The sequence below is a fragment of the Natronincola peptidivorans genome, assembly GCF_900111615.1.
GTDB lineage: Bacteria > Bacillota > Clostridia > Peptostreptococcales > Natronincolaceae > Natronincola_A > Natronincola_A peptidivorans.
Genome location: NZ_FOHU01000013.1, coordinates 25,107 through 47,481, shown reverse-complemented (window position 1 = coordinate 47,481; position 22,375 = coordinate 25,107). Strand labels below are relative to the sequence as shown.

At 34.8% G+C, this 22,375-nt stretch carries 17 protein-coding genes; 5 read left to right on the top strand and 12 right to left on the bottom strand.

All coding sequences use genetic code 11. The features are described 5' to 3' along the window. Window positions 1-26 precede the first annotated feature (26 nt). Window positions 27-2,222 carry a family 10 glycosylhydrolase gene (locus BMX10_RS12975; RefSeq protein ID WP_090444985.1) on the bottom strand — a complete coding sequence of 732 codons (2,196 nt, stop codon included), beginning with the start codon at window positions 2,220-2,222 and terminating at the stop codon, window positions 27-29. 273 nt (window positions 2,223-2,495) lie between these two features. Here BMX10_RS12975 and BMX10_RS12970 point away from each other — a divergent pair, with 273 nt between their 5' ends. From BMX10_RS12970 to BMX10_RS12960, 3 genes are all read left to right on the top strand, one after another. Continuing rightward, the gene (locus tag BMX10_RS12970) at window positions 2,496-2,885 is read left to right on the top strand and encodes a metallopeptidase family protein (RefSeq protein ID WP_090444982.1); all 390 of its coding nucleotides are present in this window, start codon (window positions 2,496-2,498) and stop codon (window positions 2,883-2,885) included. 40 nt (window positions 2,886-2,925) lie between these two features. Next, window positions 2,926-4,302, top strand: a complete 1,377-nt coding sequence (locus tag BMX10_RS12965; RefSeq protein ID WP_090444980.1) for an N-acyl-D-amino-acid deacylase family protein — start codon at window positions 2,926-2,928, stop codon at window positions 4,300-4,302. A gap of 308 nt (window positions 4,303-4,610) precedes the next feature. Beyond that, window positions 4,611-5,549: an AEC family transporter gene (locus BMX10_RS12960; RefSeq protein WP_170834819.1), complete on the top strand. Its 939-nt coding sequence runs from the start codon at window positions 4,611-4,613 to the stop codon at window positions 5,547-5,549. A gap of 3 nt (window positions 5,550-5,552) precedes the next feature. Here the strand turns inward: BMX10_RS12960 and BMX10_RS12955 are convergent, their stop codons facing one another. The 10 genes from BMX10_RS12955 to BMX10_RS12910 form a co-directional block, all read right to left on the bottom strand. Beyond that, window positions 5,553-6,359, bottom strand: coding sequence for a prolipoprotein diacylglyceryl transferase (locus tag BMX10_RS12955; protein ID WP_090444971.1), 807 nt, complete (start codon window positions 6,357-6,359; stop codon window positions 5,553-5,555). A 16-nt stretch (window positions 6,360-6,375) separates the two neighbouring features. Continuing rightward, window positions 6,376-8,634: a hypothetical protein gene (locus BMX10_RS12950; protein WP_090444968.1), complete on the bottom strand. Its 2,259-nt coding sequence runs from the start codon at window positions 8,632-8,634 to the stop codon at window positions 6,376-6,378. Window positions 8,635-9,407: 773 nt separating this feature from the next. Continuing rightward, entirely contained in the window at window positions 9,408-10,073 is a 666-nt protein-coding gene (locus BMX10_RS12945; protein ID WP_090444965.1) for an N-formylglutamate amidohydrolase, read from the bottom strand. A 104-nt stretch (window positions 10,074-10,177) separates the two neighbouring features. Continuing rightward, window positions 10,178-11,380, bottom strand: coding sequence for a DEAD/DEAH box helicase (locus BMX10_RS12940; protein WP_090444962.1), 1,203 nt, complete (start codon window positions 11,378-11,380; stop codon window positions 10,178-10,180). A 744-nt stretch (window positions 11,381-12,124) separates the two neighbouring features. Beyond that, window positions 12,125-12,769, bottom strand: a complete 645-nt coding sequence (locus tag BMX10_RS12935; RefSeq protein ID WP_090444959.1) for a hypothetical protein — start codon at window positions 12,767-12,769, stop codon at window positions 12,125-12,127. Window positions 12,770-12,900: 131 nt separating this feature from the next. Beyond that, window positions 12,901-13,665: a sugar phosphate isomerase/epimerase family protein gene (locus BMX10_RS12930; RefSeq protein ID WP_090444956.1), complete on the bottom strand. Its 765-nt coding sequence runs from the start codon at window positions 13,663-13,665 to the stop codon at window positions 12,901-12,903. Between the two features lie 888 nt (window positions 13,666-14,553). Next, the gene (locus BMX10_RS12925) at window positions 14,554-15,789 is read right to left on the bottom strand and encodes a Ger(x)C family spore germination protein (protein WP_090444954.1); all 1,236 of its coding nucleotides are present in this window, start codon (window positions 15,787-15,789) and stop codon (window positions 14,554-14,556) included. Next, window positions 15,776-16,879 (bottom strand): GerAB/ArcD/ProY family transporter, encoded by a 1,104-nt coding sequence (locus BMX10_RS12920; RefSeq protein ID WP_090444951.1) that lies wholly within the window; start codon window positions 16,877-16,879, stop codon window positions 15,776-15,778. Before BMX10_RS12920 ends, BMX10_RS12925 begins: the two co-directional genes overlap by 14 nt. Before the next feature lie 5 nt (window positions 16,880-16,884). Continuing rightward, on the bottom strand, window positions 16,885-18,414 hold the full coding sequence (locus BMX10_RS12915) for a spore germination protein (protein ID WP_090444947.1): 1,530 nt from the start codon (window positions 18,412-18,414) through the stop codon (window positions 16,885-16,887). A 482-nt stretch (window positions 18,415-18,896) separates the two neighbouring features. After that, a complete protein-coding gene (locus BMX10_RS12910) occupies window positions 18,897-20,060 on the bottom strand; it encodes an aldo/keto reductase (protein WP_090444944.1) in 1,164 nt (387 codons plus the stop codon). A 381-nt stretch (window positions 20,061-20,441) separates the two neighbouring features. Here BMX10_RS12910 and BMX10_RS12905 point away from each other — a divergent pair, with 381 nt between their 5' ends. After that, a complete protein-coding gene (locus tag BMX10_RS12905) occupies window positions 20,442-20,936 on the top strand; it encodes a peptidylprolyl isomerase (RefSeq protein ID WP_244272720.1) in 495 nt (164 codons plus the stop codon). Window positions 20,937-21,190: 254 nt separating this feature from the next. Beyond that, a complete protein-coding gene (locus tag BMX10_RS12900; protein ID WP_090444938.1) occupies window positions 21,191-21,904 on the top strand; it encodes a zinc dependent phospholipase C family protein in 714 nt (237 codons plus the stop codon). Window positions 21,905-22,126: 222 nt separating this feature from the next. On the opposite strand, the gene BMX10_RS12895 is transcribed toward BMX10_RS12900, so the two are convergent. Beyond that, complete coding sequence (locus BMX10_RS12895; protein ID WP_090444936.1) at window positions 22,127-22,366, bottom strand: hypothetical protein; 240 nt, start codon at window positions 22,364-22,366, stop codon at window positions 22,127-22,129. Between the last annotated feature and the right edge of the window lie 9 nt (window positions 22,367-22,375).

Genomic DNA, 22,375 nt, shown 5'->3' with positions numbered 1-22,375 from the left:
GATAACGTAATAATTACTTAGATTTTCTATTTTGTAAACAAATTATATAGTACCTGTGCTGTTTCTGCTCTAGTAGCAGTAGAAATTGGCATAAGATTGCTACCATCTCCACGAATCATTCCAGACTCCACAAAGAGTCTCATGGCTTTTTCTGCATAATTGGCAATATCACCTGTATCATTATATTCATCAAAGGGCTTACTAACATTCCCTGCCTTAGGTAGTTGTCCTAATTGGTCTAAAACACGATATAGGATTACCAGCATGTCTTGCCGGGTTATTGCTGTTTCCGGTGAATAAAGATTATTCCCTACACCTGATACAAGTCCCAGTCTTTTTGCGGTTCCCAGATATTTGGTATAATATCTGTTGCCAGCATCTGAGAAGTTGTCGGTGATGTGATAATCCAGTTCTATACCATAGGATTTCATCACCATAATTAAAAAATCGGCACGGGTTACATTGTTACCAGGAGCAAACTTTCCATTCCCTACACCACTTACAATACTTCTTTCATGAAGATTATCAATAGCATTTATCGCCCATGCATAATGATTGTTCACATCATAAAAGTAATTGGATTGATTGGTACTAATGATTAATTCTTTGCTTTCATTATGAAGCCTATCCAGGGCAGTAACCACATAAGCAACATTATTAGGATTATCATTTTCTTTATCTATAAATTGCTGCATACCTTTATCATTTTTCTTTACTGTTGCAATTAGCTTAACCGCACTTTCATCAGAATCAATATCTATCCTATTTCCTTTTTCTATCCTGTAAATCCCATAATAAGCGGTATTTTTATCCTGATCCACCCATGACAGCTTGGTTCCATTAGGATGAGCTTCTATTTTTCCTTCAGTAGGATGATTAGGTGCCCGTCCTCCCTTCCAAGGCATAACAGGAACTAGAGCCTTTGTTGACCATAAGTTTTCCTTTATACTATTGACAACCTGCTGTTTATTAGGATCACTAAAATTCCGAAACCTAAACATAATACTTCCCATTATTTCAGGCTTCACTACATTATATTTAAGCTGTCGTGTAAACTCTTCTACTGCATTTTCTCCCAAGAAATATTGGTCAAAATTATCATTTACCTTGTAAAGGGCTTGACCTATATAAAGATGTACATTTCTATCTCTTATCACATTTGACCACCAGCTGGTAACTTCACCATAGGGAGCACTGGTGTTTCCAAAAGAAAAATATACTTGAGGAGCGATATAGTCTATGATCTCTTCTTCTACCCATTTCTTTGTATCTGCAAAGCTTCTATCATAATTAGGTACCCCAGCACTTGTATTAGAACCATCAGGGTGTCCATCCTTTTTATTGCCCCAAACACCAGAAGGACTGATGCCAAACTTAACCCAAGGCTTTGTTGATGCTATTTCATTTGAAAGTTCCTTTACAAGCAAATAGGTATTATTCCTTCTCCAGTCTCCTATATTAGAAAATTCACCTGAATTATACTTCAAAAAGGTATCTTGGTCTTCCAATTCTCCCATATAGCTTTCATAATAAAAGTAGTCATCAAAATGTATTCCATCTACATCATAATTATTCACTACCTCCATAACCCTTTGCATTACCCACTCTCTCGCTTGAGGAATCCCTGGATCTATAACAAGTCTTGACATGGCGGTTCTTACCCACTCAGGCTGCTCTTTGTAAACACTTTTGTCTATATCCAGAGACTGCAGTGTAGTTTCATTTGTATTGGTTGAAATCCTGTAGGGATTAAACCAGGCATGAAATTCCAGGTTCCGTTTATGTGCTTCTTCTATGGCAAAAGCCAAAGGATCAAAGCCAGGATCTTTACCGAAGGTTCCCGTAAGATATCGGGACCAAGGTACAATATCCGATGGATAAAAGGCATCCCCTTCAGGACTTACTTGAAAGAAGACAGCATTCATATTCATCTCAACAGATTTATCTAAAATGGAAATAAGCTCATCCTTTGTTTTTTGTATTCTTTCTTGATTATTCTTCATGTTTCTAGCTTCTGCAGATGGCCAATCTAGATTTAGAACGGTAGATATCCAGGCTCCTCTGAGATGTCGCTTTGTAATGGGCGTTTCATTTGGTATATATTGTGTATATTGATCCCATGGTTTTGTAGCTGCAAAGCTATGTATAGGCAAAGCGACCAATATCAATAAAATAGCAATGCAAAAACTAATAAATTTACTTAAATTGTTTTTAGTTAACATTTTTTGCCCCCCTTTTAGATGTATCAAAACTCTATTAACCATAATTATATCAGAGCTTTTCATCCATTTATAGACCACATAAATTACCAAACAATTAATATATAGACTCCTATCGTCAGGCAAATATAGGTTATTTCATTTAGGTTGATTTTTTACAGTCAGGATAAATAGTAGGTAACTCATAAACACAATTGAATAGAGTGAGGAAGTGTGCTATCATATTGGCATATAAACTATTGAAATTTCAGCTTATTTAAAGAAGGAGTTGCTATTATGAAGGATTTTCCTTCAATCGAAGAGGTTCATCATCTATTAGATGCAATAGCAGAAGAGATACCAAAAGATTTTTATAAGGAATTAAATGGAGGTATTCTTTTATTACCTGAGTCTAAGGAGCATCCACAAAGTAGAAGCAGTGACAAGCTTTATATCATGGGTGAATATCAGAGAAGTCATAGTACAGGGAGAACAATTAAAATCTATTATGGTTCCTTTAAAAGAGCCTATAAGGAAATATCTAAATCAAGATTGTATCAAAAGCTTAAGGATACACTACTGCATGAATTCACCCATCATTTAGAATCCTTAGCAGGAGAAAAAGGCCTAGAAATAAAGGATGCCCATATGCTTAATCGCTATAAAGAGAGATACAGCAAGGATTAAATCCACTGACATAAAGCTATGGTCTAGGGAGGGATGAATGATGTATGACTTAAAGATTAGAAATGCTAAAATCCTCGAGCTTGATTCAAACCAGGAGACAATTTGTAATATAGGAATTAAAGATGGTGCAATATCTTGTATAGGGTATTGTCCTGAGTCTTCGCGGGAAGAAATAGATGCAAAAGGCAGCATTGTTTCTCCTGGCTTTATTGATATCCATATGCATGAAGAAACGCTTAAAAGCTATAAAATCTCAAGCCCCTATGATATCTCTCATAGCATGCTTCTTATGGGGGTTACTACATGTGTAGCTGGTAACTGCGGAATCAACAAACAAAGTTTAGAGGACTTCGTGGAATTTATAAATCATAACGGGGCACCAACCAATTACATGTCCTTTGTTGGCCATAATTATTTGAGAAATGTTGTTGGAAATATAAATCCCTATAATAAATCTTCAGCAATACAAATAGACGATATGAAAAGACTTGTTATAAAAGCCGTTGAAGGTGGTGCATTAGGAGTATCTTTTGGTTTAGAGTATTCTCCTGGGACGGATTTAGAGGAAGTATTTCAGTTGTGCAGCGCTGTAGATGATAGAAACATGCTATTATCTGCCCACTATAGGAAAGATGCCCGATATGCTGTGCAATCATTAAATGAGCTTATACAAATTTCTACCGCCACAAATTTTCCAATGCAGATTTCTCATATAGGCAGCTGTTGTGCCTATGGGATGATGCAGGAATGCCTTGATATCATAAAACAAGCTATAGATCATGGGATTGATCTATCCATAGACTGCTATCCCTATGATGCTTTTGGCACTTATATCGGCTCTGCTGTGTTTGATGAAGGATGCTTTGAGCTATGGAATAAGTCTTACGACAGTATTCTTTTAACAGAAGGAGAGTATAGAGGCATACGATGTGACAAAGACCTTTTTTATCAAATGAGAAGTGAATATCCTGAGATAGAGGTAATCACCTTTGTCATGAATGAGGATGAAGTAATCCAAGCAATACAATCTCCTTTGGTAATGGTGGCCAGTGACGGGTTTTTTAAAAATGGTCAAGGACATCCTAGAGGAGCAGGTACATTTCCTCGGGTATTAGGAAGGTATGTGAGGGAAAATCAATATTTAACTTTAGTAGATGCCTTAAAAAAAATGACATCTATGCCAGCCAAAAGATTAGGTTTGTCTAATAAGGGTGAGGTAACCGAGGGATTTGATGCAGATTTGGTTATTTTTAACCCTGATACCATTAATGATTTAGCCACATTTGAAGAACCTAAAACTCCACCAGTGGGCATTGACTATGTTATTGTTAATGGAGAGATTGCTGTGCAAAAGGGTGTTATCCTTAATGATAGACTGGGAAGATACATACCTGCAAATCTTTCATCTCGATCTTAACAGGAGCATGTTTTTTATGTTGATTGCTTAGAAGGAACTTTTAAACTTTGTTTAAACCAAGAAAAGCTGTTCTCTCTTTTATTAGGAGAGCAGCTTTTTATTATTATGATTAATTTCATAAACCTTCAACTAATTTGATGAAACAAAAGGAAATCATCCCACCATCTGAGTTTTTCTGCTGTTACTGGCAACACCAAGGCAACTTACTATGTTGTTAAAAAGTATAAAATACTTAAAGGTAAATATATTGATTTGTCGAAATGACATTAAGTGAGAAAATATCATCATCAGCATGGAGGGATTCAATTATGGATGCATTAATACAAGTATTAATTTTATTTTCACTAATTGGTGTGGGTTATCTATGTAAAAAGCTAAAAATAATTAGTAATAATATGAACAATGATATTAGCAGCTTATTGGTCTATGTATCTCTCCCTGCCTTAATCATTGTATCTATCAGTAGTTTTGTTTTTTCTGATACTCTTTTTGAAGTAGGTGCTAAGTTATTAGTCATATCCTTTGGACTGAATTTCGTTTATATTGTTTTCTCTTATCTGTTTACTAAATTTCTAGGGGTTGAAGGAACTACCAAAGACGTTTTTCAGTTTGCTTTAATATTTCCTAATTCAGGTTTTATTGGCTTTCCAATTGCATATGTGGTATTTGGAGAAATCGGCGTGTTTTATATGGCCATTGTTAATATGATGAGTGATGTATTTTTATGGACTTTTGGTGTAAGGCTTCTTCAAAGGTCCTCAATAACATCTATGAAACCCTCTAAAGGTACCCATCATGTTTCCTTATTAAGTCAGATGATGAATCCATGTATTGTTGCTGTTTTCATAGGTTTTGGATTATTTCTGACCTCAACAAAATTACCACTAGTCATTTACAACTCATTGGACCTGTTAGGAAGTATTACCACTCCCCTATCCATGATTTTTATTGGTTCTATGTTGGGAGATTTAAAGGTAAACCAAATATTTAATGACGTCAAAATTATACTATGTTGTTTCATTAGATTGCTGATACTGCCATTTATAATTTGGGGTATCCTAAAGTTGTTTAACCTAGATGAGATGTTGCTTCAAATTCTCGTTATTGCCACTGCTTTGCCGGTAGCCGTTGGTATGTCCATCGTAGCTGCTAAATATGAAAATGATCATTATTTGGCTTCTAAGGTTGTATTTATCAGCACTTTATTTTCTATCGTTACCATACCCTTTTTTATTTGGATATTATAAGCTTCATCCCTTAACTGTTTGCTTGTATATCCAAATAGATGATGCTAAAATTACTAAGCCATAGACTATTGGTCCTCTAATAATATTTGAAAAGTTGCTTGCAATCGGAAAACTACGAAAGAGATAAGTTGTTAATCTACCTAGAGATAGTAAAAAACAAAATATTACGGTTGTTAACCCCTCTTTATCTGTTCTTTTCATAACCGTCCATGCTATTAATGAAGCTAACAGTGCAGCAATCATTTCGTAAATCTGAGTGGGATGAACTGGTCTTGGTATTAAGGAGGTTATTCCTACATTGTTGTATATTTGTCCCAGGTGTGCTTGGGACATTAATGGTACATTTATACCCCAAGGTAAATGAGTAGGTTTTCCATAACAGCATCCATTTAGAAAACACCCTACTCGCATGATTATGATAGCAATACCTATATGAGGGATTATATTATCCGTTAATTTTAAAGATCCTACACCCAGCTTTTTCGTTATAAACCACCAAGCTATGCTAGATAATAATAATCCCCCATATAGTGTAAAATTTCTCAGATGAAATGTTGTGGCCATCTTAGGATTGTTTAGTACTTCTGGCAAATACAAAATAATATATAATATTCTAGCTCCTATAAAAAACGATGTAACCATAGCAATTACTAATAGTGCTATTTTAGTTACTGTTATGTTGAGTTTTCTAAGATGTCTAATTGCTGAAATAATTAGGTACCCAGCTGCAGCTAATCCCCAAAACCTGTAAGCGCTTATCATTATGCTATTTCCTTCACTTAAAGTTATATTGATTAGTTCTGGATACATTTAATCAATCAACCTTTCACTCATTGTCTACTCTTGTTGCTCTCCAAGTTCCAGCCATTATATCAAACTCTCCATGGGGAGCATTGAAAGTACCTGTTATATGGTCCTCACTTTGCAAATCTCCAAAATAATACATTATAGAATCATCAGTATCCACTGTAATACTTACTTTGCCATCTGTATAAATAGCTTTGAAAGGGGCTCGCTCTCCTCTTATATCATCGCCTATTGCAGAATCAGTAACTTCTTCTGGTCTAATGTGAATATAACCAGAATATTGGTTTTCTTGCTCTGTTTTCACAAATTCTATGGTAGTAGGTATGTCTTTGTGCATAAGCCCCTTTACTATATCTTGAATCATTAACATAATTGCTTCTCCAAATTCATCCTCGCAGCCTTCAAAAAATGCTTCAAACTCATCCGCCGTTCCTATACTAGATCCTTCTTTCGCCTGAATGTTGCTTAAATCTTGTTCTGCAAATACTGAGTCCGTTATTACTGAATAACCCTCCCAAACACCTGTTAAATCAACATCTTCTATTTGACCAATAGTAACACGTGTATTGGGTACATCTACTGTAAACGCTACTGTTAATTCTGGATTTTCATTTTCTAAATCTTTTATCGTTTCATAAAGTCTTATTTCGTTTGGTGCGCCAGCTGCTAGATGACCTAATACGGTAAATTTTGTTTGGACATAACCATCTTTGTTTAATCTACCCGTCCACTGCCTATAATCTGCACTGTCTGCTAATGGTCCAAGTTGTATAATATATCCTGCATAGTCTAATTCTTCGTTACCTCTGGATTCTTCTTGGACTTCAAATGTTATAACTCTATTTAATTCATCTCTCGCTTTTCTTAATTCCTCTTGATATTCTAAAAATTGTTCATATCTGACTTCTTTTTCTATTCTTCTTAAAACAGGTTCCAAAGTGTATCTTAATAAATTGCTCTTATATTCTTCTGCTATTCTTTCTTTTAGCTGTTGATTAAGACCTCCACCACCACTCCAAGCATGGTTCATAACGTCTGATTGATATTCAGCTATAACAGCTTCATCTTCCTGCCAAAATAGATAGGTATACATATTCAATTCAGTTTCTAGTAGGGCTTGAAATCTTTCTGGTGTACTAGCATGATCATGTAATTGCTTTATTCTGTGATACCAGTCTTGCCCAGTCCTTTTTTGTCTATCATTATAATATCTATCATAGGCTTTAAACCATACCTCTTCTCTACCACCTATTACTTGCTCTATTAATTTATTTAATGAGTAATCTATTGCTGTTACACCTATCATAGATACCTTTAATGCTTTTGTTCCCCATTTACCTATGGCAAGTCCTTGTGCAGTATTAAAGGTGTTAATAGCCATAGCCTGTTGATCACCCCTGCTGTAATCTGAGGCTAATTGTGCTATGGATAAGGCTAACCCTATATTTCCAAATATATCAGATAAATCAGATAAATATTCAGAGCTATAAGCGAGCCCTTCAAACTCCATAATAACACCTGTTGCCGTAAACCAATCACCCACAATAGAGCTGCCTAAATCAACTGCCTTTTGACCTGGTGTCATTTCATTGCCAAGCGCTTCCTGTATTATTTCCCCATGCATGCTGCCTTGTCTCGACATATGATTATGTGCTTCAAACAAACCGGAAGAAATTCTAGCGTATCTAGTTCCTTCATTTGTAATGGTAAATGCACCATAGGTTGATAAGTGATCTGTCGTTATGATTACTTGCTTATTTGCTTCATCTATTTCATATACTACTGGCTCCCATTTATTGCTGCTTTTATTGAAGTATCCTGCACCTACAATACCTTCAGTAGTGTCATAGGGTATTGTGATGGTATATAACCCATCATAATTACTATTACTTGCAGTGAATTTATAAGCACTTACTACAGCATTTTCTAAAGGTTTAGGTGCTTTCATTTTAGTTACTTCCATTGTTATATTGTCCTCCTCGGACATAAATACAGCATCGATCTCTAGACTAACACCTTTATGCTGGATTCTACCATTGTCAGGAGTTAATACTTGCTTTTGTATAGTAAAATCACTATCTTGATCTACTTCTAATGCTTGTGTGTCTTTATATTCTCGTGTTGTGTCAATACCAAAAATACCATCTTGTATATATTCTTCTAAAGCTTTACTGGTAGGCTCAGATGTCTGAGCTTTGTCTACACCTTTTGAGCCACAACCTGAGAGCGCCATTGAAGTACATATTATCATCATAATAAAAATTTTTAATTTTTTCATTTCAAATCTCCTTTTGTTCAAAATGAGGTCCGCATTTAATAGGTAAATAACCTCCTGTTCAAACCTAACTAGAAACCCACGGAAAAAAATAAGATGGAAAAACACTATCAGTATAAATTTTTCCTTTAGTTTTGTACGCCAAATGAAAAATACCTTTATTTTTTCTGCAGTGATGGCAATACTAGCAATGCTCCCCTTTAATATTAATCTGATGAAATCCCTTCGTAAACTATCCTCCTTTTTCTTGGTTTAAATTCCAGTTCTAAAAAATTCTCAACGCAATTCTGCTATTAATTATTACTAGATTACCATGTTTTCTTATTTTTTTGCCCACACAAAACAGGTTGTTTATTGACAAATAGAGAAATAAACAACAAAACAAACCTACCCCTTTAGGGTAGGTCAGCAGTAGATAACGAGAACACAATTAAGTTAAATAAAATCATTATAGAATGGAGAATCAACAAGGATTAACTCATAGTCCTGGAATCTATTGATAGGTTGATTCGTCTTAGTAGAAGCTAGTAACTCGGAAGGATTCGCTGGGATAGACCCGCTAGTTAAAACATCTAGAATTTAATTGGGCTATGTTGAATGACATCAAAAGCCTTTCCTGCTGGAGTATCAGTTCCAAATATAATATTATATAACTTGTCTTTTATTTCATTGTAACTAAAAGTCAAACAATTCACCTTGCCTTTTTTTGAATATATTAATGTCCAGCTTCCTAATAGCTGTATCGACACTTATCACCATGTACCATTACACTCCTATCAGATTCTGGGATATTCTTCGAATTTTTCAAGATATAAGATTAGATACTTTAAACTATTCATCACGGCTAGCATGTTTTCTTCTTCCTCTGAATTCCGATATCTTTCATTTAATTCTAGTTGAAAACAGATGATACCTAGCTGCTGATATACAGTTCTCGTTACTGTACCCCTTGGAGTACCATCAAATAAATAATTAAACCTAACATCTTTAATCCCGTGTGTTGTAAACTTATCTATAATTAGATTCTCAGTTATCCAATCAGTAGTTAACCCATTTAAAGTGCCTACATCTATATCATGGGGCCTATCCCTTCTCATCCCATGTAAGTCTATTAAATATTTTATATTATTTTTAGCTGTCTTTTTTATAAGTTCTCGTTTATAGTTACAACGAAGATCTCTATTAGCATCTCCGTTGGCTGTAAAAGTTCTATACATTACATGACAATCTGTCAATTCATGAAGTGCAAGGGCTATGCCCCCAGTTCCCACATCAGCAGCTTTTACATTGCCATTCCTAATCTGCTTTACACTATGGGGAGCTGATACCATTATAGCTATTGAACCTCTCCTATAATTATAGATTCCTTTGCTTTTGTCTCCATAGTAGTTATTTACTTTAAACTGTTCCTCAAGTTCTTTTACTCTCTCGGTTATATTCATGCTAGCCCCCCCCTTTACTGGTCACCTCAACAATCTCATGTCATAGGAGTACTGCTTTTCATTTGTGGAGGCAATACTCAACAAATGAAGTATCCCGTAATCTACTATTTTCTCCTCACATCTGTCTTAAGGTTTTTTTTACTTACTGATGCTTTTTTGCCATGTATAATTTCCTCAACGGCTGTAACCTTTCCATTCAATATGCTGACAGGTGTAACATCAATTTTTAATCCCTTCATCATTTTATACATGATAAATTTTTCTCGATCTCTCACAATATTATAAACTACCCCTTCTTTACCCATCCTACCTGTACGACCAGCCCTATGGAGGTAATCAATTGGATTTAGCGGTAAATCCATATTGAATATATGGGATACATTTCTGAAATCCATCCCTCTAGTAAATATATCCGTTGTAACTAAAACTTTAAGCTCACCCTTATTAAAAGTAGCTAGGATATGTTGCCGATCCTGATTTTTTGTCCTTGTTTGTATGCCTTCAACAGATAGCCCAAAGTTTTTTAATTCCTTTACAAATCTATCCACGTTTTCGTTTTTGTTGATAAAAACCAAAGACTTAGCTGGTTTTAATGCTTGTATAAGCTCTGTCAAAGTTTCCGTTTTCTTTAGTGCCTTACTTACTATATATACATGTCTAATTTTTGATGGGACAGGTTTAGCCTTATCTAAGGATATATATTGGGGCTCTTTCATTAATGATTGAAGAATGCTTAATGCATCTTTTGAAAGGGTGGCAGAAAAGCTTACCAACTGTCTATCCCTCAGAGTAGTATCAATCACTGCATGTACCTTTTCTTGTAATCCTTGCTCCATCATTTGATCGACCTCATCCAAGGCTATCAGCTTTACACCATGCATCTTTATCTTTTTTAATCCTATAATATGTACTAATCTTCCAGGAGTGGCTATAATAAGCTGAGGCTTGCTCTTTAATTTGTCTAGCTGTCGATTAATATCCATTCCTTCCACCAACGGCATTGCAGAGATATTTGTGTTTTTAATAATACCCTCTGCTTCTCTATGAATTTGAAGGCTAAGCTCTCTACTTGGAGCCAGTACAAGCATTTGAAGTTCTTTTTTCTCAGAATCAATTTTTTCTATCATCGGTATTAAATAAGCTAAGGTTTTTCCTGTGCCTGTTTTAGCCTTACCTATCACGTCCTTACCCTCTAGAATATAAGGAATAGCGGTAGCTTGTATCTCAGTAGGATTCTCAATCCCCTCTGTCTCAAGATTTTCTAATAGAAATTGTTTAAGATTAAATTCTTCAAATTTTTTACTCACGATTAAAATTCTCCTTTAATAGGTCTTCTAACCCATTATTTTTTGTATTATCTTCTTACCTCTTAGCTGGAATTCTGTACGGCTAAAGTAGACAGATTCTTATATAAGGCATAAATTCTTTATTCCACCTATTATATTACATAAATAGTATTCATTAAGACTATCGCTCTTTAACAATTTCAACCATTATTTAATAATAGCATAAAACTTCTTTTAAAGCATTTATAGTTTTTAAACTCTTTAACCATTTAATTGTCTAATTCTTTTATTTTTTCCCTTTGCAAGAAAGCTATTACTACCTTATTATATTCTCTACTAAACACCTTTTTTCTATTATACAAAAAATTATAGGTGTTTTTCAGACTGTTTACACAAATAAGCTGCTTTTTACTACTTGAAATCATGGACTAACTATATACTACCTAATTTTCTCTATGAAAAATATAAGCTTAGTTACTGGTATTAATCCCATTGATACTAAGTTTTATTGGTACAGGCAAACCCCTTTGATTCTATTAAACATTTTGTCGTGGTTGGTAGACTATATAATCAAACTAAAGAAACATGCTGCACATGGTACTACAACCAATACAGCATGTTTTCTATTCGCCATAATTACCTTCTTATCAATTCTCAGTTTTATTTTTTCCGTCTAATGATTAATAGCTTCAGACGAAGCAATTGACCTCAATGCCCTGTCCCATAGCAACTGTGGGTAGAGCTTGTTAACTTATGTCAAACGTCTTATTTTTTTTCTATTTCCATAATCAATTCTTTAAAATACAATCCTATTTCAACCATCCGCTCATCAGTCAATTCAATTACTTCTTCGCTATGCTTAATGAACTCTGTTTTACCTAATTCAGCATAATTTGGAGCAGGTTCAAATTTACTATCTATAATTTCATTTGAGGTAAGATTCATTTCAAAATATACATTTGGACCATCAACAGCACCTGTAACACTTCCGGTTGCTTTAGTTATGCCGAATGTCAAAATATTTTCGTCACTAACTATCGAAATACCTCCCTCATTTAATGTGCTAAATTCTTCAAAAACCTTCAATCCAGCAATATACATTGACCTATCCTGATAGTTGTATGATAAAAAATTTGCAGCTTCACCATCAATTACTTCATAATTTCTTTTACTTAATGCACCTTGGTGAAATGTAGATTCTAAAACCTCTTCAGCTAGTTCCTTTTCTTTTTCTGCATCAGCAGACTTTTCTTCTTTGTTAGGCTCATCGATTATACTGACTATTGGTTCATCTCTTTTTTCTCCTGATTCCACAGAGTTTTCTAGCACAGGATTGTTTTTTCTGCAACCTGTAAAAATCATATTTATACAAAACAATATCAAAATTATCAATATAAACCTTCTATACATTCAGACACCCCCTATACAGAAACAACATAATCAATAGTTCAACCTTGCCACTGCTTGTGCCTAACAAAGGCAGCAATTTGGACGAAACGATAGTGGAGCTGTAGATGCATATTATACATAATTATGGAGATTCACCCTATTAATTTTTCTAAATCATTCTTATCATCAATTATCTTGCCTTTATCAAAATACTTCAATATTAGATTATTGTTTCTTTTTTTTGCAAGCTTTAATATTTCCTCAAACTCATATTTTTTTTCTGCGAGAATTCCATTTCTAAAACTTATATGCAAATCTCCTTTTCCATCATTACTATGTAAATATATTGTATCTAAGTGTTTCTCTATTTTTTTATACCATGCTAGAATTGATATCTTTCCCCATAACAAGGCATGCCCTATATCGAAAGCTAAACCAAAATTATCTTTATTTACATGTTCAACTATATCAATCAAATACTCAGGATTAAATTCGAAGGTGTTACAAAGGGATATTTTTATATCATTATTTTTTTTTAATATTTCTTCCCAAAATCTCTTAGAAGCCTCTAACCATCCTTTTTCATAAAAATCAACGTTAATAAATGGAATAAAATTTGATAAAAATATCACTTCTTCTGCTTTAATTTTTTTTGCAAATTCTATAGATTCTATTATTTTTTCCATTGTAATTTGTCTGATTTTTGGTTCACTAGTACCAGGGTTTAAGTCAATATATGCACCATCAACGATATATTTATATCCCGTTAACTCATTAATAAAAGCGATATCTTCATCACTATGTTTTTCTAAATATCCTGTATATAATGGATTTTCTATATTGATAACAGTAAACTCATTATATTTACTTTTAGTATTAAAATCTTCTAGGCTACAACCAATTCCTATACTTGGCATTGTATATTCCCCCTTGCTATATGTATTTATAAATAATTATTGTATATACTTACATAGCCTATAATTGATATTTTACTATAAATTTCATTAAAATGGTATATTTCCCATTATTCTTTCTGCTTTACTTTGGTTTCCCGTGACAATTAATCATTGATTGAGGTTTTATGCAAATCAAACTAAGCTATAGCATTTTTTTAAAAACTGTATTAAAGTTCTAGCAAAAAAGTCTAAAGGCGGAATAATCCCACCATAGAAATATTAATCATCCACTCCAATAGGAAACTTATATAGCTGAAATTTTATCCACAATATAAAAACCGTACTGCTTTTACAGTACTGTTTTTCATCTAATTGATAGAGTCGAGGGGAATCCAACCCCTGGAGGTCAGCCCTTTACCTCCAGCTTTTCCGAGGTCAGTTACTGTTTTGATTCTATTCTCCTCTTCCTCCAGCAGCAGAGTATAGATTTCACCAGCTCTGATTCTACTTTGATTATACCGCCATCCCTTAAGACCATACCTGCTAAGATGACCTCCTTATCTAGGCTGTGGACCATCTAGTAAAAAGTAGCAGTTATATTAAGCTGTTATAACGTAATTATCGTTTTCCTTCATATCCAAATCTTCACTACATCCTAGTTGCTCATAGCAAATCTTGTTTAACCCCTAAGACTTACATTTTATAGTGCTAATAATTCGTATAGTGTATATATCATTTAATATATTAACGAACTCGCAGCCAAATTGGTAAAGTCGTTAAACTTATGGCTAAAAGCATTAAAAAATATGCAGCAAATTTATGGTTTTCCCTCCACACCAAGGAGGCATACACAAAGGTATAGTAGGTTAAATACAAACCAACGAATATCATAATAATGTCCATTTTTCATCAATCCCTTATTTTTTGTAAATCTAGAGAATCTAACTGCCTACCAAACTCTGAAATCTCTATCTCAAAACTTATAGAAATTTCAGCCTTGGGATAGCTTTTCATCCAATGATAACCTTCATATTCCTTTAGGGTCCAAAACTGTCGCCGGGCTACCTGGGACCATTTAAAAGGCTCTGCCATGAATTCTTCCTGCGTCCTGTCAATAAGTGCTTCCGCCTTTCCTTGAAGATATGCTGTTATACTATCTTTCAATACCTCCATATTATTTGGATCCTCAATATAATTAATTAGACTAGGCACCCCCAATAATTCTAGTGTTAAGGGGATCGTTACATTTATTTTAGGAACATCCTTCTTTAAATTCATTTTAATCCTGTTATGCTGCTCTTTATGAACCCTAAACGCGACTTTGTAGTCCTCATCTATAGGGTCAGGATAAGTGACGAGAAAAGGGTCTGTTTCAACATCAGGTCTCAAGGCTAAAGCCAGCCTGGTTTCTTCTCCTGTTAGAACACCTATCATTTTACCCTTTTTAAAAACAGCTGAACCCAGCACTTGGGTAGGATTTCCCCCTAGCTTAGGAAATTCTCCAGCTATATATTCATCTTCTGTAGGTTTTTCTATTACTGGATTAACCTCTGCCGTTGCATAAGCGGCAAGAAATACGCCAGCATCCTCTTCCATACGCTGAAAAAACTTATCTAGTATCGATAAGGGTGTAAGGGATGTCTCACGCCATCTACTCTCCATATGTTCAAAAAAGGAGTAAGGTCGTTCCTCTAATTTAGGGTTATTATTTCGTATGAATTCTTCTGCCTTTTCTTGAGAGACGATAATTTCAACATTTCTCCTAATCTCTCTATCTCTTAATACAGGTGAAAAATGATGAATAAATTCCTCAGTCCGTGCAAGTTCTTCACTAACAACAATAACCCTTAGGTGAAGAAAAGAGATTTCCCGTGATACCGAAGAATTCACTATATCTCTAGCGCTGACAAAATCAGGGGCTAAAAAAGTAATGGTTTCTGATGGCAGTCCAACATCTCCTCCCCCACCACCAGGATCAACAGCGGCAGCATTGGCAATGTCATAGGTGATCTCCAACATTCCTTTTTCAGCAATATCCAAACCAATGATCATCACCAATGCTCTTTCCTCTACCTCCTGCCTGTCCCAACATCCCATCAGCAAGATTAATAGTAGAAATAAAAAAATAAATTTACAGACTCTCATCTTTACTCTTCTCCCTCCATTTGCTGATGAACCATAGAACTATAGGAACAGTAATAAAGTAAAGCCAACTCCTTTGCAACAAAAAATTATCTCGAAAATCTAGGGTTCCCTCTACAATATTCTCAGGGATAAGGCTCAGCATTGCTGTTAAACCAGCTAAAGGAAGGATTAATGGCTCAAATTCCTTTAATGTTAAACTGTATCCTAGAATAATTGCCATAACATAAAAATAAATTGCAAAACGTAAAGTCTTAGCTAGTATCCAAAAGAAAAAGAAAATAGCTTCTACATTAGTGATAAAAGGACCCAGCTGTGCCCGTCTATTTAACTGATGAAAAGGATGGTTAACAACGGTTGCTGGATGAAAGTCGAACACTATGATATAAATAAGTAAAAAAAGAGACACCAGGAAGGCAGATACAATTAATCCCCTAATGCTGGCGGTCCTATAGCTTCTATAATCTTTAACGAAGGGAAAAAGGACAGCCATCACAATGATATCAGCAAAGATAGTGCTATAAACCAATCCATCCTTTAGTAATGCCACGACACCAGGTCCTAATAAGGGAAACAAATAGCTATCTTGAAAATGCTGCCAAGTAAGAACTATAAGAAGTAGAAGACTAATAGCAAAGCAAGGCAAAAGTAGGGACGCAGTACGACCTATGCCCTCTAACCCCCTATTGGCAATAAAATAGCTGACTACTGCCCCTAAGAGAATAAAAAAGGCGACGGGGGTATTGGGATAAAACATAGTGCTGACAGCATCAGCATAATTTCTTAAATTGATGGCGGTGGCAGATAACAGGATAAAAAAAAGACTAATGGCTATAACGAAACCTAAATATTTTCCTGCAATTGCATAAATAATTTCTATAAAGTTTTTCTTTTTAAATCTTTTTAATAGGGCCAAGGTAGCTAGGAAAGGCAGTATGATCACTATAAAAGAAATTATGGGTAGAATCCATGCTGCCGTTCTGCCTGTTCTTAAGATAATTGTAGCAGTCAAATCTGTGAATTTTGAAGCAATGAGAATGACAATAATAGCAAAAAACTCCCGTCGGTCAATCTTACCATCAGAAATCTCCATGATGATTAAGCTCCTCTCTTAGGTGGTTTTTTTCTTACAGAATCCTTCGGGTCCAGATAAAAGGGTCGAAGCCATTGCTTCCATACAGGCCATCTAAAGAGGGTATCTTTAGATGAAGGCCCGCTAGGAGCTAAGGGTGACATAAATGGAACACCAAAGGATTTTAAAGTATTTAAATAAGCTAAAAGTCCGATTAACACTAAGGCAATGCCATACAAGCCTATAATTAAGGCTGATATCATAAATATAAACCTTATTATTCTAACAACAAAATTAAAGCTTATATCAGCAACGGCAAAGGCAGATAAGCCAGTCATAGCCACGATGATAATTAGAATGGGGCTAACAATTCCTGCTTCAACAGCAGCTTGACCCAAAACCAGAGCTCCTACAATGCCGATAGTGGGTCCTAAAAGGCTTGGTACCCTTAGGAAAGCCTCCCTTAATATCTCAAAGGCAAGCTCCAGCATAATCAACTCAAAATACGCTGGAAAAGGCACATGCTCACGGGTATTCATTATTGATAACAGTAGCTCAGAAGGAATCATCTCAGGATGAAAGTTAGTAATCGCTAGATAAACAGCTGGTGTAAACATAGCTACCAGAAGAGCAATCATACGAATTACTCTAGTAAAATTGCCATAGGGCCATCGCATATATTGATCCTCTGCTGTGTGGAATAAGGCCCAAAAAGTAACGGGTAAAACCAAGCATGCAGGAGAATTATCCATGATTAATATGATATGTCCCTCCTGTAAAAAGGCTACAGCCCTATCGGGTCTTTCTGTATAAAGCATCGTAGGTATAAGGGAATAGGGGCGTTCTTCTAGGTGTTGCTCCAAAACACTCAATCCTTGCACATTATCACTATTTACTTGTTTAAGCCGTTTTTTAACCCGCTCCACCAATTTATCGTTTGCAATATTTTTCATATAAATTAGAGAAACCTCACAAATACCTGATGTGCCAATCTCTATACCCTCTGTAATGAGATTTTTACTTTTAAGCTGCCTTCTAATGAGGGACCGGTTGATTAGACTGGATTCTACAAATCCCTCTAATGGCCCCTTAATGACATTTTCTCTTTCTGGCTTATCTATAGATCTATGCTCATAACCTGTGGTTTCTAAAGCAAAAATCTTTTTGCTTTCATCTACCAGCATGATGGTCTTTCCCATCAAAACACCCTTAATTGCTTTCTCTAATGTATAATAAACTGTAGTATTCTGTATTGATAGCATCCTTTTTACAATATCCTCTTGGAGTTTACTATCCACATTAGATGGCTTGGCTTGTATTAAAGTTTTTATGACGTGCTCCTCTATTACCTTTCTATCAACCATACCAGCCATAAATAGAAGAACGACTTCCTTTTCAAGGGTATCAATATATATTTCCCTAACAATAAGGTCCTTATTATCAGGATAAAAAAATGCTTTCTTTAGATAGTTTAAGTCCTTTTGGAGATTGCCAGTAACTACTGTTTTTGCAGAAGGAGAATTATTCGATTTTTTAAAAGGGAAAAAAGGCCACATGATCTCACCTCATTTTTTATAAAATTATGAACTTTATCATTTCAATAAGATATAGATTTGTGACTAAGAGTTCTAATATACAGGGGCTACGGTTTCATCCAAAAACGTGGGCTGCAAATGTAGCCCTTAGCATATTAAAAATCATGTCTAGTGTCACACATCCGGAGATCTTAGAAACACTATAAATAGTTTGTTCAATTTTCCAAAATCTAAAAGTTTTTTTGTGCAATATACTTTTTATCAGTTAATCTGTCTCGTTACGATTGCTTGAACACAAAAACAACAAAACGTACTATGTCTGTTACTGCAACAGATATAGTACGTCAAGAATCAGGGTGCTGTTTTGTTTGACTTGTCCCTATTAAGCTTTTTGTATGATGTTCCTGCCAATACCCAGTACTCTTTTAAGTTGTCTAATACTGGCTCCTGTTTCATTCTTTATTCTTCTTAAAAGGTTCAATTCTTAAAATGCAGTTTAAGAATTACAGCTTCATAAAACGCTTTATTAAATATCTTGCAGGTTTATAATAAAAGCCTTCCATAGCTTTTGATACCTTCGTTAACTCATCTCTAATTGCTATTTTTTGTGGACAATGTATTTCACATTTTCCACACTGTGAGCAAAGAGAAGCATTATGGCTTTTGGTTTTAAAGCTGGTTTGCATGATATATTTTCCAATAGCCGATAATTTTCCTTCTATTTCTCTATCATTATAACAAGAAAAACAAGTAGGAATGTCTACACCCATGGGACAAGGAATACAATAGTTACATCCTGTACATGGAATTTTGATTTTTTCCTGTAATATACGTCGGACCTCACTAAATAATTGCTCATCGTCTTCTGTAAAGGAATTTGCTTCAGATTCTGACGCTACCCTTATATTTTCCTTCACCATTTCTAAGGAATTCATACCTGATAATACAACGGTAACCTCAGGATGATTCCATATCCAGCGGAAAGCCCACTCTGCAGGAGATCGTTTTATATAGGCTTTTTCCCATACATGATAAACTTCCCGTGGGAGGTTTGTCACTAACTTTCCTCCTCTTAAAGGCTCCATCACCATAACAGGTAAACCTTTAGCGGCAGCATACTTTAATCCACTTTTTCCTGCTTGATTGTTTTCATCTAGATAATTGTATTGAATCATGCAAAATTCCCAATGGTAGGCATCTATAAGTTTTATAAACTCATCTCTTCCTCCGTGGTATGAAAATCCGATATTTATAATCTGCCCTTTTTGTTTCTTTTCTTCTATCCATTTAAGGATACCAATATCTATAAGCCTATCCCAAATATTAATATCCGTAAGCATATGCATAAAATAGTAATCAATATAATCTGTTTGTAATCGTTGTAATTCTTGATAGAATATTTTATCAAAATCCTCATATTTCTTAATCAAATAGGGAGGCATTTTTGTAGCAATTTTTACACGCTCACGATAACCTTTTGCAAGCACTCGCCCCAATATTGCTTCACTATTAGGATAAATGTAAGCAGTATCAAAATAGTTAACCCCATTCTCTATAGCGTAAATAATCTGTTCTTCTACTTCCTTCTCACTTTTTGCAAATCGCATGCATCCAAAGCCAAGTATAGAAAGCTTATCGTTATTTTTTGGATTTACTCTATAATTCATGTCCATTACCAATCCTTTCGTTGTCTCACAGGTTGGAGATAGCCCTGATAATTCATTTTAACTTTTACAGTAGTGATTGTCAAAGTCTACTCCATCATTGCTTTTTTTCTCTGTCATCATTTTCCCTTGCTTATAGGTAGCAGTAATTGTACAATAATCTTATTGACCATCATATAAAGGTTGATTTATAATCTAAAATACTAGAAGGAGACGTGATAAAAGATGAAATTAATGTGGAAATCTAGAGGGTTTAAAGCAGTATATATCCTTTTATTGATTGGTGTACTGTTAAATTTATCAGCATGTACTACTACAACTTCATCCCCTGACATTGATAATGACGAAAATGTTGAGGTGGAAAATCCTCTTGTTACTATTGAAATGGAAGATGGGGGAACAATTGAAATAGAATTATATCCAGATACAGCACCAAATACTGTAAATAATTTTATTTCCCTTATAGGAGATGGGTATTATGATGGATTAATATTTCATAGAGTTATCCCTGGCTTTATGATCCAAGGGGGAGATCCTGATGGCAATGGTACAGGTGACCCGGGATATGCTATTGAAGGAGAGTTTTCATCAAACGGATTTGAAAACAACCTCCTACATGAAAGAGGCGTCATCTCTATGGCCCGTTCAATGGACCCTAATTCTGCAGGTTCACAATTCTTTATCATGGTATCAGAGTCTCCACACTTAGACGGGGATTATGCCGCCTTTGGTAGAGTAATCAATGGCATGGAGGTAGTGGATAGAATTGTAGCTTCTGAAAGAAATCAAATGGATAAGCCCACTGAGGACCAAATAATGAAAACTGTAACAGTAGAAACCTTTAATATTGATTATGATTCACCTGAGATCATTCAATAAAAACGTTAGAGATTATTTATATAGGATATTATATGAGGACCGTACTATTCACAGTGCGGTCTTTTTAAGTGCTTCTGCTTTTATGCCCTTCTCTAAGTGAATTCCACCACTTGAAACAAACTCCATCACCAAGTACATAGCTCCTGCTGATTTAAAAACTTCATCAACAACTTAAAATCTACGTGTATTATTCAACAAATCACAGATACTAAAACAAGACTTAATTTAGAGGCTTTCCCATTTCAAACTTAAGAATGAGGGTGATTAAAATAGATATTTTTGAAACAACCTATGATTATTTTTTAAAGACAGTCTTTGGTATTGCTAATCCCATTAAAAAATCAATTATCAAAACCCAATGCAAAGTCCATAAGTTTATTAATTTGCAGGCCTTAAATATTCTTAAAAATGATGGTTATGCTGAAGAATACAACTTTTTTAGTAGCTATATTCTAGATATCAATAAAGGAGCCGTATGGGCTGATCAAGACTTCAAAAGCTCAAACCATTTTTATAATCCCTATAAAAAGAAGGGCCTCTATGGTAGAAGAAGTGCTATGGAGCTGGGGGTAGACTATTATTTTCAATCCATTAGCTTATGGAAGAGAGGGGAATTTAATAAATCCTTGTTTTATTTAGGTGCAGCCTTGCATATTATTCAGGATATGACTATCCCTCAGCATGCCAACATCCGATTACTGGACAGTCATCGTCAATATGAGGCCTTTGTTAAGAGTACCTATCAATATATAGGTGATTTTAAAGTGAAGGGAGGAGCCTACCGATTAGATTCCATCGAGGGCTACATTCGATTCAATGCCCGTATCGCCCTTAAAGTTCATAAGCGATTTAAAGACATCCTAGATAATGAGCAGCGTTACTATCTAGTAACAAAATGTGCTCTCCCTTTGGCAAAAAAGACCACATCTGGTGCAATGGTTATGTTCTATGGCGATATATTCAGATGATTAGCCTTCCTTGATATATGAAATCACCTTCAATCTAAGCTATCGTAATTCCATATATCACCACTCTTTTTTTCGATTGCTTTTTCTTGGTAAAGCATCCACCAGTCTGCTATTTTCTCCTAACATCTGCCTTAGGATTTTTTCTACTTACTTAAACTTCGTAATAATAAACCACCTATGTGCTTTACTCATAAATGGTTTATTATTTATTGCTGCTTTATTTTAGTTTTTACTTCTACGTGCAACTAATTGATATCGGTTATTATCATGTCCTCCTTTTGGTAAAACCTCAAACCCATTTTCTTCTAACAGGCTAAGAACATAACTTGATTTATCTGCATCGGCTCCTTCAAAAGTAATAATTAATTCATCATCATCCCCAATATCCTTTATTAAATTCTCTAGTTCTTTATTGTTAATTATGTTTCCTCCCGTTGCATGGTTTATATAGTGATCAGTCATTTCAATCCT

Bases quoted from the DNA above. Each gene is read 5' to 3' on its own strand.
- BMX10_RS12975 (WP_090444985.1), bottom strand. From the start codon at position 2,222: ATGTTAACTAAAAACAATTTAAGTAAATTTATTAGTTTTTGCATTGCT.
- BMX10_RS12970 (WP_090444982.1), top strand. From the start codon at position 2,496: ATGAAGGATTTTCCTTCAATCGAAGAGGTTCATCATCTATTAGATGCA.
- BMX10_RS12965 (WP_090444980.1), top strand. From the start codon at position 2,926: ATGTATGACTTAAAGATTAGAAATGCTAAAATCCTCGAGCTTGATTCA.
- BMX10_RS12960 (WP_170834819.1), top strand. From the start codon at position 4,611: ATGGATGCATTAATACAAGTATTAATTTTATTTTCACTAATTGGTGTG.
- BMX10_RS12955 (WP_090444971.1), bottom strand. From the start codon at position 6,359: ATGTATCCAGAACTAATCAATATAACTTTAAGTGAAGGAAATAGCATA.
- BMX10_RS12950 (WP_090444968.1), bottom strand. From the start codon at position 8,634: ATGAAAAAATTAAAAATTTTTATTATGATGATAATATGTACTTCAATG.
- BMX10_RS12945 (WP_090444965.1), bottom strand. From the start codon at position 10,073: ATGAATATAACCGAGAGAGTAAAAGAACTTGAGGAACAGTTTAAAGTA.
- BMX10_RS12935 (WP_090444959.1), bottom strand. From the start codon at position 12,769: ATGTATAGAAGGTTTATATTGATAATTTTGATATTGTTTTGTATAAAT.
- BMX10_RS12930 (WP_090444956.1), bottom strand. From the start codon at position 13,665: ATGCCAAGTATAGGAATTGGTTGTAGCCTAGAAGATTTTAATACTAAA.
- BMX10_RS12925 (WP_090444954.1), bottom strand. From the start codon at position 15,789: ATGAGAGTCTGTAAATTTATTTTTTTATTTCTACTATTAATCTTGCTG.
- BMX10_RS12920 (WP_090444951.1), bottom strand. From the start codon at position 16,879: ATGGAGATTTCTGATGGTAAGATTGACCGACGGGAGTTTTTTGCTATT.
- BMX10_RS12915 (WP_090444947.1), bottom strand. From the start codon at position 18,414: ATGTGGCCTTTTTTCCCTTTTAAAAAATCGAATAATTCTCCTTCTGCA.
- BMX10_RS12910 (WP_090444944.1), bottom strand. From the start codon at position 20,060: ATGAATTATAGAGTAAATCCAAAAAATAACGATAAGCTTTCTATACTT.
- BMX10_RS12905 (WP_244272720.1), top strand. From the start codon at position 20,442: ATGGAAGATGGGGGAACAATTGAAATAGAATTATATCCAGATACAGCA.
- BMX10_RS12900 (WP_090444938.1), top strand. From the start codon at position 21,191: ATGAGGGTGATTAAAATAGATATTTTTGAAACAACCTATGATTATTTT.
- BMX10_RS12895 (WP_090444936.1), bottom strand. From the start codon at position 22,366: ATGACTGATCACTATATAAACCATGCAACGGGAGGAAACATAATTAAC.